This window comes from Amycolatopsis sp. WAC 01416 (assembly GCF_003947485.1).
Lineage (GTDB): Bacteria > Actinomycetota > Actinomycetes > Mycobacteriales > Pseudonocardiaceae > Amycolatopsis.
On sequence record NZ_QHHX01000002.1, the window covers coordinates 644,083 to 660,451 of the forward strand.

At 68.7% G+C, this 16,369-nt stretch carries 17 protein-coding genes; 13 read left to right on the top strand and 4 right to left on the bottom strand.

The genetic code is table 11. The annotated features are described in order from the left end of the window. The first annotated feature begins 66 nt into the window (after positions 1 to 66). The 3 genes from DL990_RS07430 (at position 67) to groL (ending at position 2,943) form a co-directional block, all read left to right on the top strand. Positions 67 to 729, top strand: a complete 663-nt coding sequence (locus DL990_RS07430) for an HAD family hydrolase (RefSeq protein WP_125798227.1) — start codon at positions 67 to 69, stop codon at positions 727 to 729. 206 nt (positions 730 to 935) lie between these two features. Continuing rightward, the gene (groES, locus tag DL990_RS07435) at positions 936 to 1,229 is read left to right on the top strand and encodes a co-chaperone GroES (protein WP_007031106.1); all 294 of its coding nucleotides are present in this window, start codon (positions 936 to 938) and stop codon (positions 1,227 to 1,229) included. Positions 1,230 to 1,329: 100 nt separating this feature from the next. Beyond that, positions 1,330 to 2,943 (top strand): chaperonin GroEL, encoded by a 1,614-nt coding sequence (groL, locus tag DL990_RS07440; RefSeq protein ID WP_125788869.1) that lies wholly within the window; start codon positions 1,330 to 1,332, stop codon positions 2,941 to 2,943. A gap of 339 nt (positions 2,944 to 3,282) precedes the next feature. Here groL and DL990_RS07445 read toward each other — a convergent pair whose 3' ends face one another. Next, on the bottom strand, positions 3,283 to 3,585 hold the full coding sequence (locus DL990_RS07445) for a WhiB family transcriptional regulator (protein ID WP_037335869.1): 303 nt from the start codon (positions 3,583 to 3,585) through the stop codon (positions 3,283 to 3,285). A gap of 248 nt (positions 3,586 to 3,833) precedes the next feature. Between DL990_RS07445 and DL990_RS07450 the strand changes: the two genes are divergently transcribed. From DL990_RS07450 to DL990_RS07470, 5 genes are all read left to right on the top strand, one after another. Next, complete coding sequence (locus DL990_RS07450) at positions 3,834 to 4,748, top strand: MerR family transcriptional regulator (protein ID WP_370451283.1); 915 nt, start codon at positions 3,834 to 3,836, stop codon at positions 4,746 to 4,748. A gap of 9 nt (positions 4,749 to 4,757) precedes the next feature. Next, entirely contained in the window at positions 4,758 to 5,594 is an 837-nt protein-coding gene (locus tag DL990_RS07455) for a hypothetical protein (protein ID WP_125798229.1), read from the top strand. 140 nt (positions 5,595 to 5,734) lie between these two features. After that, a complete protein-coding gene (locus DL990_RS07460) occupies positions 5,735 to 6,331 on the top strand; it encodes a response regulator transcription factor (RefSeq protein WP_003073605.1) in 597 nt (198 codons plus the stop codon). A gap of 381 nt (positions 6,332 to 6,712) precedes the next feature. Next, positions 6,713 to 7,285 (top strand): sigma-70 family RNA polymerase sigma factor, encoded by a 573-nt coding sequence (locus DL990_RS07465; RefSeq protein WP_125789073.1) that lies wholly within the window; start codon positions 6,713 to 6,715, stop codon positions 7,283 to 7,285. Further along, a complete protein-coding gene (locus DL990_RS07470) occupies positions 7,286 to 8,230 on the top strand; it encodes an anti-sigma-D factor RsdA (RefSeq protein ID WP_199746247.1) in 945 nt (314 codons plus the stop codon). It begins immediately after the preceding gene. 115 nt (positions 8,231 to 8,345) lie between these two features. Here the strand turns inward: DL990_RS07470 and DL990_RS07475 are convergent, their stop codons facing one another. Further along, positions 8,346 to 8,732 (bottom strand): DUF5319 domain-containing protein, encoded by a 387-nt coding sequence (locus DL990_RS07475; protein WP_125788872.1) that lies wholly within the window; start codon positions 8,730 to 8,732, stop codon positions 8,346 to 8,348. A 135-nt stretch (positions 8,733 to 8,867) separates the two neighbouring features. On the opposite strand from DL990_RS07475, the gene guaB reads away from it, so the two are divergent. From guaB to DL990_RS07490, 3 genes are all read left to right on the top strand, one after another. Next, the gene (gene guaB / locus DL990_RS07480) at positions 8,868 to 10,379 is read left to right on the top strand and encodes an IMP dehydrogenase (protein WP_125788873.1); all 1,512 of its coding nucleotides are present in this window, start codon (positions 8,868 to 8,870) and stop codon (positions 10,377 to 10,379) included. A gap of 81 nt (positions 10,380 to 10,460) precedes the next feature. Further along, complete coding sequence (locus DL990_RS07485) at positions 10,461 to 10,931, top strand: DUF3574 domain-containing protein (RefSeq protein ID WP_125798230.1); 471 nt, start codon at positions 10,461 to 10,463, stop codon at positions 10,929 to 10,931. Between the two features lie 172 nt (positions 10,932 to 11,103). Then, positions 11,104 to 12,237, top strand: coding sequence for a GuaB3 family IMP dehydrogenase-related protein (locus DL990_RS07490; protein ID WP_125788875.1), 1,134 nt, complete (start codon positions 11,104 to 11,106; stop codon positions 12,235 to 12,237). Between the two features lie 120 nt (positions 12,238 to 12,357). On the opposite strand, the gene DL990_RS07495 is transcribed toward DL990_RS07490, so the two are convergent. Beyond that, positions 12,358 to 12,753 (bottom strand): hypothetical protein, encoded by a 396-nt coding sequence (locus tag DL990_RS07495; RefSeq protein WP_233620413.1) that lies wholly within the window; start codon positions 12,751 to 12,753, stop codon positions 12,358 to 12,360. A gap of 102 nt (positions 12,754 to 12,855) precedes the next feature. Here DL990_RS07495 and DL990_RS07500 point away from each other — a divergent pair, with 102 nt between their 5' ends. Both DL990_RS07500 and DL990_RS07505 read left to right on the top strand, forming a co-directional pair. Continuing rightward, positions 12,856 to 14,562: a GMC oxidoreductase gene (locus DL990_RS07500; protein ID WP_125798231.1), complete on the top strand. Its 1,707-nt coding sequence runs from the start codon at positions 12,856 to 12,858 to the stop codon at positions 14,560 to 14,562. A gap of 63 nt (positions 14,563 to 14,625) precedes the next feature. Further along, on the top strand, positions 14,626 to 15,348 hold the full coding sequence (locus DL990_RS07505) for a maleylpyruvate isomerase N-terminal domain-containing protein (RefSeq protein WP_125798232.1): 723 nt from the start codon (positions 14,626 to 14,628) through the stop codon (positions 15,346 to 15,348). Positions 15,349 to 15,372: 24 nt separating this feature from the next. Here the strand turns inward: DL990_RS07505 and DL990_RS07510 are convergent, their stop codons facing one another. Further along, positions 15,373 to 16,356: an ABC transporter substrate-binding protein gene (locus tag DL990_RS07510; RefSeq protein ID WP_199746248.1), complete on the bottom strand. Its 984-nt coding sequence runs from the start codon at positions 16,354 to 16,356 to the stop codon at positions 15,373 to 15,375. Positions 16,357 to 16,369 lie beyond the last annotated feature (13 nt).

The following is a 16,369-nucleotide window of genomic DNA, read 5'->3' on the forward strand; positions in this document are numbered from 1 at the left end:
TGCTCCGTAAGGTCCCTCCAGATCGCGTTTAGGGGGCTAAACGCGCTCCGGTGGCAGGATGGGGGCATGGCTGGGGTGGAGGAGCTTCTGCAGGAGAAGGACCATGTCTTCCTCGATTTCGACGGTCCAGTGTGCGACGTGTTCGCCAGGTTGCCGTCGAGCGAGGTGGCGGACAGGCTCAAGCGTCTCGTCGGACCCGATCTGCCCGCGGACGTGAACGCCTCCGCCGATCCGTTCGACGTGCTCCGATACGCGGCCTCGTGCGGTCCGAACACCGCGCATGTCGTCGAGCGGCAGCTCAGCCGCTTGGAAGGGGAGGCCGTCGCGCTGATCTCGCCGGCGCCCGGCGTCGCGGAAGTCCTTCGCGAGTGGGTCGCGCAGGGGTTCACGGTGACGATCGTCAGCAACAACTCCGTCGACGCGATCCGGTCGTTCCTCTCGCTGCACGAACTCGCCGAGCAGGTTCGCGGGATCAGCGCGCGGACGACGAGCGACCCCGCGCGGTTGAAGCCGCAGCCGATGCTGCTCGATGCCGCGGTAAGGGCTCTCGGCACTTCACCTCGGCAGTGCGTCATGGTCGGCGACTCGGCCGCGGACATCCTGGCCGCTCGCGCCGCCGGCGTCGCTTCGATCGCTCTCGCGACGACGCAGGCGAAGCGCAGGGCCCTCGCCGCTCTCAGCCCGGACGCCCTGGTGACGGACCTGGCCGACTTGCGTTTAGCGGGCTAAACGCGATCCGTCGTGGTCCGGCGGAGCAAAAGGGCCGGTCAGGAGCTCGGAAGCAACGTGAGAGGACCCTCCTTGCGAAGCTGGCACTCACATGGCTAGAGTGCTAATTGCACGGCCCGAACACGCCCCGGCACCCGCGACGGCGGGGGTGGTAGGAGCCGTAACTCATCCTGCCAACGCTTTCGACGACCGTGGAGGTCAACCCGGTGAGCGTGAACATCAAGCCGCTCGAGGACAAGATCGTTGTCCAGACGAGTGAGGCCGAGGAGACGACCGCTTCCGGCCTCGTCATCCCCGACACCGCCAAGGAGAAGCCCCAGGAGGGCAAGGTTCTGGCCGTGGGCCCGGGCCGCATCGACGACAAGGGCAACCGTGTCCCGCTCGACGTTTCCGTCGGCGACGTCGTCATCTACTCCAAGTACGGCGGCACCGAAGTGAAGTACAACGGCGAGGACTACTTGATCCTCTCCGCCCGCGACGTGCTGGCCGTCATCAACTGACGTCCGCTCTCAGCGCATGACGCCCCGGGCCCCGCATTGCCGGGGAACGGGGCGTTCGTGTTTTCCGAGCTTTAGAACTGGAAGGTAAGCGGAACACGCCATGCCCAAGCAGATCAGTTTCGACGAGGACGCTCGTCGCGCGCTCGAGCGCGGGGTGAACAAGCTCGCCGACGCGGTCAAGGTCACCCTCGGCCCGCGCGGTCGCCACGTCGTACTCGACAAGAAGTTCGGTGGCCCGACCATCACCCTCGACGGCGTCACCGTCGCTCGTGAGATCGAGCTCGACGACCCGTTCGAGAACCTCGGCGCCCAGCTCGCCAAGAGCGTCGCCACCAAGACCAACGACGTCGCCGGTGACGGCACCACGACCGCGACCGTGCTCGCGCAGTCGCTGGTGAAGGTCGGCCTGCGCAACGTCGCCGCCGGTGCCAACCCGACCGCGGTCGGCCGCGGCATCGAGGCCGCCGCGGAGAAGGTCATCGCGGTGCTCAAGGAGAAGGCGACCCCGGTCAAGGGCCGCGACAACATCGCCCAGGTCGGTACCGTCACCTCGCGTGACGCGGCCATCGGCGCCCTGCTCGGCGAGGCCGTCGAGCGGGTCGGCGAAGACGGTGTCATCACGATCGAGGAGTCGTCCACGCTGGCGACCGAACTCGTGATCACCGAGGGTGTGCAGTTCGACAAGGGTTTCCTGTCGGCGCACTTCGCGACCAACCCGGAGGAGCAGAAGGCGATCCTCGAGGACGCCTACATCCTGATCGTCCGCGAGAAGATCTCGGCGCTGGCCGACCTGCTCCCGGTGCTGGAGAAGGTCGTCGAGGCCAAGAAGCCGCTGCTGATCATCGCCGAGGACGTCGACGGCGAAGCGCTGTCGACCCTCGTGGTGAACTCGCTGCGCAAGACGATCACCGCCGTCGCGGTCAAGGCGCCGTTCTTCGGTGACCGCCGCAAGGCGTTCCTGGACGACCTCGCGGTCGTCACGGGCGGCGAGGTCATCTCGGCCGAGATCGGGCACAAGCTGTCCGAGACCACGCTCGCCCAGCTGGGCAACGCCCGCCGGATCGTCGTCACCAAGGACGACACCACGCTCGTCGACGGTGCCGGCACCAAGGACGACATCGCCGGGCGCGTTTCGCAGATCCGCAAGGAGATCGAGAACACCGACTCCGACTGGGACCGCGAAAAGCTGCAGGAGCGGCTGGCGAAGCTCGGCGGCGGTGTCGCGGTGATCAAGGTCGGCGCGGCCACCGAGACCGAGCTGAACGAGCGGAAGCACCGCATCGAGGACGCCGTGGCTTCGACCAAGGCGGCCGTCGAAGAGGGCATCCTGCCCGGCGGTGGCTCGGCGCTCGTGCACGCGGTCAAGGAGCTCGACGGCGGCCTCGGCCTCGAGGGCGACGAAGCGACCGGTGTGCGCATCGTCCGCGACGCGCTGTCCGCCCCGCTGTTCTGGATCGCGACCAACGCGGGCCACGAGGGTGCGGTCATCGTGAACAAGGTTCAGGAGCAGAGCTGGGGACACGGCTTCAACGCCGCCACCGGTGAGCTCACCGACCTGCTGGCCGCCGGCATCGTCGACCCGGTCAAGGTGACCCGGTCCGCGGTGGCGAACGCCGCTTCCATCGCCCGGCTCGTGCTCACGACGGAGAGCTCCATCGTCGAGAAGCCGGTCGAGGAGGAGCCCGCCGCGGCCGGTCACGGCCACGCGCACTAGTTCCACCCCTCGAAGCGGGGCGGTACTCCCTCCGGAGTGCCGCCCCGTTTTGCTGTCCCGGGCTCCTTGTCGGAGCGACTTTAGGGGGCTAATCGCGATCCGCCGGCAGGTGAGCGTGACCGCGGGCGGAGCGACTTTAGCGGGCTAACCGCGATCCGCTGGCCGGCGACGCGGCGGCCGGACAGAGCGCGTTTAGCCCCCTAAACGCGATCCGGCGACGTGGGCACTCAGGCCCGGCCGGAGCGACTTTAGCGGGCTAACCGCGCTCCGGTGCCCGGAGACGCGGAAGGGCGGCACCCCACCCGGATGCCGCCCTTCCGCGTCGCCGACTCGGCCGGATCAGCCGTTCGACATGCTCAATGTGCGCTTGTCCGCCTTGATGATGTGCTCGCGTTCCGATTCCGACAGTCCGCCCCAGATCCCGTACGGCTCGTGCACGGCGAGCGCGTGGTTCCGGCACATGGCCAGTACCGGACAGGCCAGGCACACGGCTTTGGCCCTCGCCTCGCGGCGGGCTCTGGCAGGCCCGCGCTCGCCGTCAGGGTGAAAGAAGGACGCGCTGTCCATGCCTCGGCACGACCCTTCGAGCTGCCAGTCCCATACATCCGCGTTGGGCCCCGGGAGCCTGCGTGTGTCCGCCATCCTGACCGCCTCCGTCATCCGGTCGAAGCGTTTACCTGCTCTGCTGCGCTGCGGATACTCCATTCGGTGCAACGGCGGTAACGTTAGAAGCGCGCCAATACTTGTTCAAGAGATTCAAGACGATTCAGCCGTTAGGCATCCCCCGGATGTGTGAGCGGTACTTTCCGTTCCGGTTGCCCCGGTCCCTGCCTGCCTGGATATTGGGTCGAGTGGGATCTCGGATCAGCAGTGAAGAACCCACCCTGCCGGTGGCCTCGGTCGCTCGCCGGCTCGGGGTCGCACCGTCCACCCTGCGCACCTGGGACCGCAGATACGGCGTAGGACCGAGTCGCCACACCAACGGCCGCCACCGCCGCTACGGCAGCTCCGACATCGGCCGTCTCGAACTGATGCAGCGCGCGTTGCTCCGCGGCGCCTCGACGGCCGAAGCGGCGAAGTACGCGCTTGAGCAGATGCCCCGGACAGCTACGGAGCCTCCGGAGACCGCCGTGGTCCAAGTGGAGGAGCGGGCCGCCGCGCCGCCCGCCGAGGATCACGACGTCCCGTCCCGGCTCGCCAGGCGGTTGAGCACGGCCGCGCTCGCGATGGACTTCGGCGCGGTGCAGCGCATGCTCGCCGACACGATCCGCGAACTCGGTGTGCTGCCCGCCTGGACCGGCGTCGTGTCGCCGGTCCTGACAGCGCTCGGCGCGCGCTGGCGCGGTGTCAGTGCCGGCGCGGAGGTCGAGTACCTGCTCGCCGAGTGCGTGTACGCCGCCCTCGTCCGCGCGACGCCGGTGCTCCGCGAGCCACGTAACCAGCGGCCGGTCCTGCTGACCTGCGTGCCGGACGAGCGTGACAACCTGCCCATGTACGCGCTCGCCGCGGCGCTCGCGGGACGCCGGATCGGTGCCCAGCTGTTCGGCGCCTCCCTGCCCGCGGAGGTGCTCGCGGTGACGGTCCGCCGCAGTGTCCCGGCCGCGGTCGTGCTGTGGTCCGGACGGCGTGCGACCGCGGATCCGCGCCTGTTCGCCAGGGTCTCGCGCGGCCGTCAGCGCAGCAGGATGTTCGCCTGCGGTCCGGGCTGGGATCCCGCCGCGCTCCCGGACAAGATCGAACTGCTCGGCGAACTGACGACCGCCGCGGACCGGATCGAGCACGTTCTTGTCGGTGCGAGGCGATAGAAAGGACGTATGGAAGCGTCCTTGCGGTCCGCCGCGTTCGGCGACGGCGTGCCGCCGAACTCCTTCGCGGTGCCCGCGTCGCCTCGCGGACGGCTGCTGGCCGCGATCGGGCTCGGTGGCCGCGGCCGGTACGCGGCGGCGGCCACGCTGCTGAACGGTTTGCGCGCGGGCAAGGATCCGGTGGTCGCGTCGCTGGCCGCGAGCACGCTGGCGTCGCATCGACGGCAGCTGGGCGGGCACGCGGCGGCGCTCGTCCTCGACGGTGAAGCGCTCGCGCTGGCGATCTCGGAGCCAGGAGGTGAACCAGACCCCGACGGTCTGGACGCCGAGGGAGCGCGGGCGGACGCGCTCCTGGGTCTCGCGGCCGACAATCTCGGGCGCGGCAGGCTGACCGCCGCCCGCCGGCTGCTGGCCCGTGCGGGCGCGCACACCGGCGACTGGCGGACCCGGACCAGGGCCGGTTGGGTGGGCGCGGAAATCGAACTGGCAAGTAACATTTCCCATGCGGGGATCGCACCTGCGGAAATGGCGCTGGAAACGGCGCGAGCGAGGGGCGCGTCCCGGCACGTCGTCAAATCACAGCTTGTACTCGGGGTGACGATCGTGAATGCCGGTTCCGCTGAGCGGGACCGCGCGAAAGTGCTGGTCGAGAGCGCTCGCGAAACCGCCGAGAGATACGAATTCAATTCACTTCTGTGGGTGGCATGCCTGGTGTCGGCCGACTTCTCGGCAGGACACGCCGATGAGTATCGATTCAGAGGGGCCGAACTGTTGCACGCAGTGTTACGGCACGCAGATCCTTGCGGGAGGCGGCTCGCACGGGAATCTCCGTGGGTCCCCCGCTGAGGGCGTCTAGCCTGTTGGAGGGCCCATTCCGGCAACCGGGCTAAGAACTTTCAAAAAAAGCCACCGGATCGTGTCAAGGTTCGGGCTAAAGCGTCCGATAGGGGAAGTGGAATGTCACCCGGCTGCAGGAAGGAAACCCCGTGACGACGGTCTTGATCTGCGACGACCGACGCAGTGTCCGCGAAGGGCTCACTCGAGTGATGTCCGCGGTCCCAGGGGTCAGTCGCATCGACTGCGTAGCGCACGGTGACGAGCTGCTGGCCCGGTACTCCCGTCAGCCGGTCGACGTCGTGCTGGTCGGAACCCAGCGCGCTGTCCCGACTGGCGTCGAAGCCACCCGGCGGCTCGTCTCGGCGAACCCCCAAGCGAACGTGATCGTGTTCGGCGCCCCGGACGACGCGGGCAGCATCGCCGCGGCCATCGCCGGCGGTGCCCGCGGCTACCTGCGCTGGGACGCCTCGCGTCCCGAGCTGGTCGCCGCACTGGCTCACACGCTCGCCAGCACCTCGGTGCCGGCGCCGCGTCAGCCGTCCGACCCCGGCGTTCAGCTCACCGAGCGCGAGCTTCAGGTGCTCCGTGGGATGAGTCAGGGCAAGAGCAACGGACAGATCGGCCGCGAGCTGTACCTGTCCGAAGACACCGTGAAGACCCACGCGCGCCGCTTGTTCCGCAAACTCGGCGTTCGGGACCGCGCACAGGCGGTCGCCCACGGATTCCGCCGTGGACTTGTTTCCTGACAACGCTTTCTTGTTTTCATTGCTGAGATTGCACAACGGGTGACGAACGGGCCGGGGGTGTACCCCTGGCCCGTACCTGTGTTCCCCGTCACGCTTGGCGCATTTATCCTCACCGCTCGGGCACCCTGGCCCGAGCGTGTCCGCCTCAGGGTGGACCGTCGTACCCCACTGCGTTCCGGCTCGTTGAAAGTTCGACTACGAGCGAAGGGGACCAGGAAGACCCGGGTTCAGCGCGCTCGCCGGAAGGGCGCCGCGCCGATGACGGCCGTCAGCGAAGGCGGCGGGCCCGGGCGGTACGGTAGCTGTCACCGGTAGTGGTCTCCGAAGTCACACGCCGGACTCTTTGCACGCCTATACGTAACACTGGGACTGTTGTCTGCGATGGCCAATGTGGGGGACGGACTGGATGAGCCGGTCGCCGCTGCTGTTGAGGGTGATCCTCAAGCGGTCGAGCGGTTGCTGGCGGCCATCCGTCCTTTGGTAGTGCGGTACTGCCGCGCTCGGGTTGGCAGGCAGGAGCGTTCGTTCGCTTCCGCAGACGACGTTGCTCAGGAGGTGTGTCTCGCGGTGCTCACGGCATTGCCTTCGTACCGTGATCAGGGCCGCCCGTTCCTGGCCTTCGTCTACGGGATCGCCCAGCACAAGGTGGCCGACGCGCATCGCGCCGCGGCCCGCAACCGTGCCGAGCCGGTCGCCGAAGTCCCCGACGAGATCGAGGGCGGCGTCGGCCCCGAGCAGCGTGCCCTCCAGGGCGAGCTGAACGAGCGCATGTCGCAGCTGCTGCGCGTACTTCCCGACAAACAGCGTGAGATCGTGGTCCTGCGGGTGGTCGTGGGATTGTCCGCCGAAGAGACGGCCGATGCCGTGGGGTCCACTCCCGGCGCCGTCCGGGTGGCTCAGCATCGCGCCCTCGCGCGCCTACGTAAGGTTCTGGCCGCTGAGGAGGTGATCTGAGTGACCGATCGCGACCATCGGTTCTCCCCCGAGACCGATCGTGAACTGACGGCTTTCGAAAGAGGGCTGACGCCCTCGGAAGCAGAGTTCGCTGCTGATCTGTCGGCCGTCCAGGCCGATGACGCGCTGCTCGACGCCCTTGGTGGCTCGGATCCGAAGATGGCCGACGACCTCGGCGATCAGGAGCTGAACGCGCTGCTGCTGGCCTGGCGGCGTGACATCGACAGCGAACCGCTCGCGGAACTCGTCGACGTCGACACCGCCGTCGTCACTGTGAAGACCGCCGCGCTCGCCCGCAAACACGGGGGAAGACGCCGGCTGCTGGTCCCGGTGGCCGCCGCCGCGGCCGTCCTGGCCATCGCCTTCGCCGGTACCGGTCTCGCCGCGAAGGACGCGCAGCCTGGTGACACGCTCTGGGGACTGACCAAGGTGCTTTACGCCGACCACGCCCGGTCGGTCGAGGCCGCCGCGGCGGCCAAACTCGATCTCGAAAAGGCGAACCTAGCGCTCGCCGGTGGACGTCTCGACGACGCGCGCAAGGCGCTCGACGAGGCACAGGCCGCGCTGAGCCAGGTGACCGACGAAGAAAACCGCGACCAGCTGCTCGAACAGCACCGCCAGTTGAGTGCTCAGCTGCAGAACCCCGGGCAGCAGCCGCTGCCGCCGGATCAGCAGTCACCGTCGCAGACTCCGGTCACGACCACGCCTCCGCCCAGCCCGCAGCCGACCGCCCCGCCGACGTCGCTGCCAGGAGGCGGCAACCCCGGCACGAGTCTGCCGGGCACCACGACTCCTTCGCCGACTCCGCCGACCTCGTCCAGCGAACCGCCGCCCCCCACGACGTCGACGACACCGCCGGCCTCGGGGAACGATCCCGGTGGCTCGCGGAACGAGCCGACACCCGGTGCCGGAGCGCAGGCGCCCGCCGCGGGCGAGACGACGTAGCACCCCGAAGACGCCGAAGGGCCTGGTGAGATCGCTCTCACCAGGCCCTTTCGTTATGCGGCTCAGATCGCGTTTAGCCCGCTAAAGTCGAGCGACTTTAGCGGGCTAAACGCGATCAGTAGGCGCTCTCGTTGGCGGTGACACCGTCCGCGAACCCGCGGCAGTAGTCCCAGCTCACGTAGTCACCGGGGTTCGGATCGAACGCGGGCTCGTGCGGCCGCATCCGGCCGTCGGCGAGCAGCTGCTCGAGACTGGCGCGCAGCAGATGCCAGTCGTGGTAGTGGGGTTCGTCGCATTCACCGCAGTCGACCACGATCCCGCGTACTCCGCGCGGTTCGAGAAGCGCCTGGTAGACGGCGAGATCGGAGAGATCGGCCAGCAACTCGGTGCGCTCGTCGTCGCTGATCGGCTCGTCGAGCCGGTCAGCGTCGTCGATGAACGCGCGGGCCGGGTCGTCCGGGTCATCCGCGAACGGGTCTGGGGGCAACGCATCTTGCGGCACGCCTGCACGCTACCGGGCGCCCACCCGGGCCGGGCGGCCGCCCGGCCCGGATATCATGAGGGGCAGGCCCTCGCCGTGATGCCAACAGCCACGGCGGCCCCCATTAGTCACCGCTAGGAAGGCCGTTCGCCTGCTATGACCAGCGACAGCGTCACTGCCCCCGTCCCGAGCAAGTTCGCCATGCTCGGGCTGACCTTCGACGACGTGCTGCTGCTGCCGGCCGAGTCCGACGTGGTGCCCAGTGCGGTCAGCACCCGCACCCGGCTCTCCCGCAACGTCACCCTGAACATCCCGCTGGTCTCCGCCGCCATGGACACGGTCACCGAAGGCCGGATGGCGATCGCGATGGCGCGCCAGGGCGGAATGGGCGTGCTGCAGCGCAACCTGCCGATCGACGACCAGGCCGCCGCCGTCGAGGTCGTGAAGCGTTCCGAGGCCGGCATGGTGACCGACCCGGTCACGTGCTCGCCCGAGGACACCCTCGCCGAGGTCGACGCGCTGTGCGCGCGGTTCCGGATCTCCGGTGTGCCGGTGACGGACGCGGCCGGAAACCTGGTGGGCATCATCACCAACCGCGACATGCGGTTCGAGGTCGACCACACCCGCCCGGTGCACGAGGTGATGACGAAGCCGCCGCTGGTCACCGCGCAGGTCGGCGTCACCGCGGAGGCCGCGCTCGGCTTGCTGCGCCGCCACAAGATCGAGAAGCTGCCGATCGTCGACGGGGCAGGCAAACTGCGCGGGCTGATCACGGTCAAGGACTTCGTCAAGACCGAGCAGTACCCCAACGCCTCCAAGGACACCAACGGCCGCCTGATCGTCGGTGCCGCAGTCGGCGTCGGCCCGGACGGCCACAAGCGCGCGATGGCGCTGGCCGACGCCGGGGTCGACGTGCTGATGGTGGACACCGCGCACGGGCACTCGCGCGCCGTCGTCGAGACCGTCGCGCTGCTGAAGAAGGAACTGGGCGACACCGTCGACATCGTCGGCGGCAACGTCGCGACCCGGGCCGGCGCGCAGGCGCTGGTGGAGGCGGGCGCGGACGGGATCAAGGTCGGCGTCGGCCCCGGTTCCATCTGCACCACCCGCATCGTCGCCGGGGTCGGCGTGCCGCAGATTTCCGCGATCTACGAGGCCGACCAGGCGGCGCGCCCGGCCGGGATCCCGGTGATCGGCGACGGCGGCATCCAATACTCGGGCGACATCGCGAAGGCGATCGCGTCCGGCGCGTCCACCGTGATGCTCGGCAGCCTGCTCGCGGGCACCGCCGAATCGCCCGGTGACCTGATCCTGGTCAACGGCAAGCAGTTCAAGACCTATCGCGGGATGGGCTCGCTGGGCGCCATGCAGTCGCGCGGCCAGGCGAAGTCCTACTCGAAGGACCGCTACGCCCAGGACGATGTGCTGAGTGAGGACAAGCTGGTCCCCGAGGGCATCGAGGGGCGGATCCCGTTCCGCGGGCCGCTCGCGAACGTCGTCCATCAGCTGGTGGGCGGGCTGCGGTCCGGCATGGGTTACGCGGGTGCGTCGACGATCCCCGAGCTGCAGGAGGCGCAGCTGGTGCGGATCACCGCGGCGGGGCTCAAGGAGAGCCACCCGCACGACATCACGATGACCGTCGAGGCGCCGAACTACACCACCCGGTAGTCCGCCCTTTAGGACGCTTACGCGTTCGGTTCCGTTCTCGGGAGACTTGGTCCGCTGATCAAGTCTCCCTGGGAGGAACCGATGTCCTTTACTTCGCGGCGCACCGCGCTCGCCGGCTTCGCCGCCGCGGCCCTCGGGCTCGGCGGCGGGGTGGCGGCTTCCGCCGTCCCCACCGCTTCCGCGGCGCCTTCCGCACCCGAGGCCGCCGCTCTCCAGGCGTCACCGGGTGAGCTGTGGAAGCGCACCGAGCTGTACTTCGGGACGACGAAGCCGGGCGGCGGGGAGCTGACCGACGCCGAGTTCGCCGCGTTCACCGACAAGGCCGTCACGCCGAGGTTCCCGGACGGGTTCACCGAGCTGACCGGGCGCGGCCAGTGGCGCGGTTCGGACGGGGTGATCTCGCGGGAGAGGTCGAAGGTGATCATCGTCGTGTACCCGTTCACCGACCGCGAGGCGAACCGCGAGATCGAAGAGATCCGGACCGACTACAAGAAGGCCTTCTCGCAGGAATCCGTCCTCCGGACCGACTCCGTGGAGAAGGTCTCCTTCTGACCCTCGAGCCCCACGTGCCCCACCCGAGCGCCTTTAGCGGGCTAAACGTGAAACAGGTGGGGCACGTGGGGCCGGTGTGACTTCGGGCCCGGTTCGGGTGCCCCGTGCGCAGGTCACCCACGCGGCCTAGCGACAATGGGGTGTAACGGTCGTCGGTGAGAAGGGACTTGACGTGCGGGATCTGGTCGAGATCGGCATGGGCCGCACCGCGCGGCGGGCGTATGACCTCGATGACGTGGAGATCGTGCCGTCGCGGCGCACCAGGTCGTCGTCGGTCGTGTCCACCGCCTGGCAGATCGACGCGTACCGCTTCGAGCTGCCGCTGGTCACCCACCCCACCGACGCGATCGTGTCGCCGGGAACCGCGGTGGCCGTCGGCGAGCTCGGCGGGCTTGGCGTCCTCAACGCCGAAGGGCTGTGGGCGCGGCACCCGAACGTCGAGGACGCGATCTTCCGCCTCGTCCGGGCGGCCGAGGACACCGAGGACCCGACCGCGATCGTGCGTGAGCTGCAGGAACTGCACTCCGCCCCGATCCGGCTGGACCTGCTGTCCGAGGCGATCAAGACCGTCCGCGAGTCCGGGGTCACGGTGGCCGCGCGGGTCAGCCCGCAGCACGCCGCCGAGCTCACGCCGGACCTGCTCGCGGCGGGTGTCGAGATCCTGGTCGTGCAGGGCACGATCATCTCCGCGGAGCACGTCCAGCGTGACGTCGAGCCGCTGAACCTGAAGGACTTCATCGGACGGCTCGACGTCCCGGTGATCGCGGGCGGCGTCAGCGACTACCGCACCGCGATGCACCTGATGCGCACCGGCGCGGCGGGCGTCATCGTCGGCCACGGGGCCAGCCGCGGCGTGACGAGCACCGACAGCGTGCTCGGGATCGGGACGCCGATGGCGACCGCGATCGTCGACGCCGCGGCCGCGCGCCGCGACTACCTCGACGAGACCGGCGGCCGGTACGTCCATGTGCTCGCCGACGGCGGGATGAGCGTGTCCGGTGACATCGCCAAGGCCATCGCCTGCGGTGCCGACGCGGTCATGCTGGGCGCGCCGCTGGCCGCCGCCTCAGAGGCGCCGGGGCAGGGGCTGTACTGGACGTCGGCGGCCGCGCACCCGTCGCTGCCGCGTTCGCGCGTGGCGCTGGGGCCGGACTACGCCGTCGACCTGAAGACGCTGCTCTTCGGGCCGTCCTCGGACGCTGAGGGCGTCGTGAACCTCTTCGGCGCGCTTCGCCGCGCGATGGCGAAGACGGGCTACTCGGACCTGAAGGAGTTTCAGCGGGTCGGCCTGACCGTTCGCCGCTGACGCTCGCTCCCCGGCCCGGATCGCGTTTAGCCCGCTAAACGCGATCCGGGCCGCTTTGCGCTCACGTGCCCCAGGAGTCACAGCAGCCCCAGGCGTCCCTCCTGTGTCACGTTTAGCCCGCTAAAGGCGCTCTGGCGGCCGGGGGCGGTAGTGGGCCGAGCCGAGCGCTCGGGCGATCTTTCGCTGGAGGTCCCGCAGGATCGGGAGGGTTTCGTCGTCCGCGAAGCCGGTGGTGATCGACCAGTCCATACCGGAGCCGAAGACGTCGCTGGCGAACACGATCTCCGTGGCGATCAGGCTCTTGCGCCATTCCGAGGCGCGTAGCGGTTCTTCGTCGGCCAGCGCCGCGCGCAACCTTCGCGCCTGCTCGAAGAGGTCGGGCACGTCCTTGAAGCCCATCGCGACGGCGAGGTCGTCGGTGCAGGCGGCCGGTCCACCCCATTCCGCCAGGCCACAGCGCAGTACCGTGCGCTCGTCACGCGTCAGGTCGATCGTCACCGGGGTATCCGTATCCACCGATCGATGATGCCTCAGCCGCGTTCGCGCATCCGGGTGGAAGGTAACTGGCCGGTAACTTACCTCTGGTCAGAAGTGGTGGCCGAGGTTACAGTCCAAGGTGTGACTGCCAGTAACACCACCACTGAAGGCGACTTCGACTACGACGTGATCGTCGTCGGCTCCGGGTTCGGCGGGAGTGTCGCCGCCCTTCGCCTGACCGAGAAGGGCTACCGCGTCGCCGTCATCGAGGCGGGCCGCCGCTTCGCCGACGACGAGTTCGCGAAGACGTCCTGGGACCTTCGCCGCTACGTCTGGGCGCCTCAGGTCGGCTGCTTCGGCATCCAGCGCATCCACATGCTCAAGGACGTCATGGTGCTCGCCGGCGCGGGCGTCGGCGGCGGCTCGCTGGTCTACGCGAACACGCTGTACCGCCCGTTGAAGCCGTTCTACGTCGACCCGCAGTGGTCCCACATCACCGACTGGGAGTCCGAGCTCGGCCCGCATTACGACCAGGCCAGCCGCATGCTCGGGGTCGTCACCAACCCCAGCGTCACGCCGTCGGACGTCGTGATGAAGGGCGTCGCCGAGGACATGGGCGTCGCGGACTCGTACCACCCGACGCCGGTCGGCGTGTACTTCGGCAAGCCGGGGGAGCGCGCCGAGGATCCGTACTTCGGCGGCGCGGGCCCGGCGCGCACCGGCTGTACCGAATGCGGCGCCTGTATGACCGGCTGCCGCGTCGGCGCCAAGAACACGCTGGTCAAGAACTACCTGTACCTCGCGGAGAAGGACGGCGCGAAGGTCATCCCGCTCACCACCGTGAGCGCGATTAGCCCGCTAAACGCAGGTGGGTACGAGGTGAGCATCAGGAAGACCGGGACCACCTCGCGCAAGTTCCGGCACAAGCTCACCGCCGCGCAGGTGGTGCTCGCCGCCGGCACCTGGGGCACGCAGAACCTGCTCCACGGCATGCGTGACACCGCCAAGCTGCCGAAGCTCTCGCCGCGCCTCGGCGAACTGACCCGCACCAACTCCGAGGCCATCATCGGCGCCGCCCGCACCTCGGTCGACGAGGAACGGAACTTCAGCCGCGGCGTCGCGATCACGTCGTCGATCCATCCCGACGACAACACGCATATCGAGCCTGTCCGCTACGGCAAGGGCAGCAACGCGATGAGCCTGCTCCAGACCATCGCCACCGAAGGCGATTCGACGGTGCCGCGCTGGCGTCAGGCCGTGAACTTCATGGTCAAGCACCCGGTCCAGACCGTGAAGCTGCTCAACGGCTACCGCTGGAGCGAGCGCACGGTGATCCTGCTGGTGATGCAGAGCCTCGACAACTCCATCACCACGTACACCAAACGCGGGCTCTTCGGCCGCCGCAAGTACACCTCCAAACAGGGCCACGGCGAGCCGAACCCCAGCTTCATCCCCACGGGGCACGAGGCCAACCTTCGCACCGCCGAGCGCATCGGCGGGATGGCGGGCGGCACCTGGGGCGAGATCTTCGACATCCCGCTGACGGCGCATTTCATCGGCGGCGCCCCCATCGGCACGTCGCCCGACAACGGCGTGATCGACCCGTACCACCGCGTCTTCAACTACCCCGGCCTGTCCATTGTGGATGGTTCGGCGATCACGGCGAACCTCGGCGTGAACCCCTCGCTGACGATCACCGCGCAGGCCGAGCGGGCCTTCTCGTTCTGGCCCAACAAGGGCGAGCGGGACAGCAGGCCGTCACAGGACTCGCCGTACGCGCGGCTCGAACCGATCGCACCGAAGAACCCGTCGGTTCCGGCGGACGCGCCCGCGGCGCTTCGGCGCTAGCCCGGACCCCACCCCGCCGCCACCCTCAACGGACAGGCTTCGCCTGACGGTAGATTCGAAGATGTGACAGCTTCCGAACGCGCACACGCCCTGCTGAACCGCGTCCGCGCCCTCCATGACGAGTGGGAGCGCGTCGTGCGCGGGATCGACGAGGAGGCCGTGCGCGGCCCCAGCGCGCTGCCCGGCTGGACGCGAGCGCATCTGCTGTCCCACCTGGCGCGGAACGCAGACGGCCTGGTCAACCTGCTCACCTGGGCGAAATCGGGTGTCGAGACGCCGATGTACGCTGGTGAGTCGGTCAGGGACCACGACATCGAGAAGGGTGCGTACCGGTCCGTCGAGGAGATCGCCGAGGACGTCGTCGGCTCCGCCGCGCGTTTGGTCGAGGTCGCGGAAAGCCTGCCGGACGGCGCGTGGCAGGCCCGGGTGCGCGCCAGGCAAGGACGTGACATCTCGGCGGAGTTCGTGCTCTGGCTCCGGCTCTCCGAAACGTCGATCCATCTCGCCGATCTCGACTTCGGCTACGACTTCGCCCGCGTCGCCGATCTGCTCGGCGACGAGTTCGACACCGTCGTCGGCAACGCCATCGGGATGTACGGCGGCGAACTGCCCGCCGTGCTCCTGGTCGCCGCCGAAGAGAACGGGTATCGCCACGAGTGGCGGATGAGCGAAGGGGAGTTGACGACGTTGACCGGGACCCGCGGCGAGGTATTGGCCTGGGTCACCGGTCGCGGCGATGGTTCCTCTTTGGACGGTGCCGTGCCCACGCTCCCGCGCTGGCTGTGACGGCACCGTCCAAAGAGGACGGCATCAGCTCCGGAACGAGTCCACGCCGAACTGCTTGGCGATGTCGTCGAGCATGGCGTTCGCACCCTGCAGGCTCACCGATGTGAACCACGTGGTGTCGTTGACGTCGATCTTCTTTCCCTTGAGGGTGCCCCAAAGCGGGTTCGACTGGAACTTCGTCATGGGGTTCTCGGCCTGCTTGGTCTCATCGGTGTAGCTCGCGATGAAGATCGCCTCGGCGTCGAGCTTCCCGATCTCCTCCTGGCTCAGGTCGTTGGAGATCTTCGTCTTGTTGTCCGGCTGGCCCGCGGGACGCTGGATCCCGGCGTCGGCCATCACGCTCCCGGGGAACGACGCGGTGCTGTAGAGCCGCACCGTCGGCTCCCCTTCGATGAAGCGGACCACGGAGGCTGTCACCGGCTTGCCGAGCTTCGCCTTCACCGCGTCACCGACCTTGCGGGCCCGCTCCTCGTAGGACTTGATCTTCTGCTCCGCCAAGGCTTCCTTGCCCAACGCCTTGCCGAGCATCCGGACGTTGTCCTTCCAGGTGGCCCCGGTGGTCTGGCTGAACACCGTGGGTGCGACCTTGCTGAACTCCGCGTAGAACTTCTCGTGCCGCACCTTCGCGGAAACGATCAGATCCGGCTTGATGTCGTACAGCTGCTCGATGTCCGGGCTCTCGAGTGCGCCGATCTCCTTGGCGCCCTCGGCGTACTTGCGGTCGTCGCCAAGGTAGTCCGGCAGCTTGTCGTAGTTGCGATATTTGGTGTACGCCACCAGTTTCGTCTCGAGCGCCAGCGTGGCGTCGACGTAGCTCGAGTCGAGCGCCGCGACGGTGGCGGGCTGCTTCTCGATCTGGGTCGACCCCATCACGTGTTCGACGGTTCGCGGGAATCCACTTTGGCCGGTGCCGGTGGAAGCGGCTTCCTGTTCACCGCCACCGCATGCGGAGAGTGCCAGGCAGGCTGTCACGGCGAGGGCGAGAACTGCGCGCCGGGGTGGGGTCATGGGTCACTCTTTC

Bases quoted from the DNA above. Each gene is read 5' to 3' on its own strand.
- DL990_RS07430 (WP_125798227.1), top strand. From the start codon at position 67: ATGGCTGGGGTGGAGGAGCTTCTGCAGGAGAAGGACCATGTCTTCCTC.
- groL (WP_125788869.1), top strand. From the start codon at position 1,330: ATGCCCAAGCAGATCAGTTTCGACGAGGACGCTCGTCGCGCGCTCGAG.
- DL990_RS07445 (WP_037335869.1), bottom strand. From the start codon at position 3,585: ATGGCGGACACACGCAGGCTCCCGGGGCCCAACGCGGATGTATGGGAC.
- DL990_RS07455 (WP_125798229.1), top strand. From the start codon at position 4,758: ATGGAAGCGTCCTTGCGGTCCGCCGCGTTCGGCGACGGCGTGCCGCCG.
- DL990_RS07465 (WP_125789073.1), top strand. From the start codon at position 6,713: ATGGCCAATGTGGGGGACGGACTGGATGAGCCGGTCGCCGCTGCTGTT.
- guaB (WP_125788873.1), top strand. From the start codon at position 8,868: ATGACCAGCGACAGCGTCACTGCCCCCGTCCCGAGCAAGTTCGCCATG.
- DL990_RS07485 (WP_125798230.1), top strand. From the start codon at position 10,461: ATGTCCTTTACTTCGCGGCGCACCGCGCTCGCCGGCTTCGCCGCCGCG.
- DL990_RS07510 (WP_199746248.1), bottom strand. From the start codon at position 16,356: ATGACCCCACCCCGGCGCGCAGTTCTCGCCCTCGCCGTGACAGCCTGC.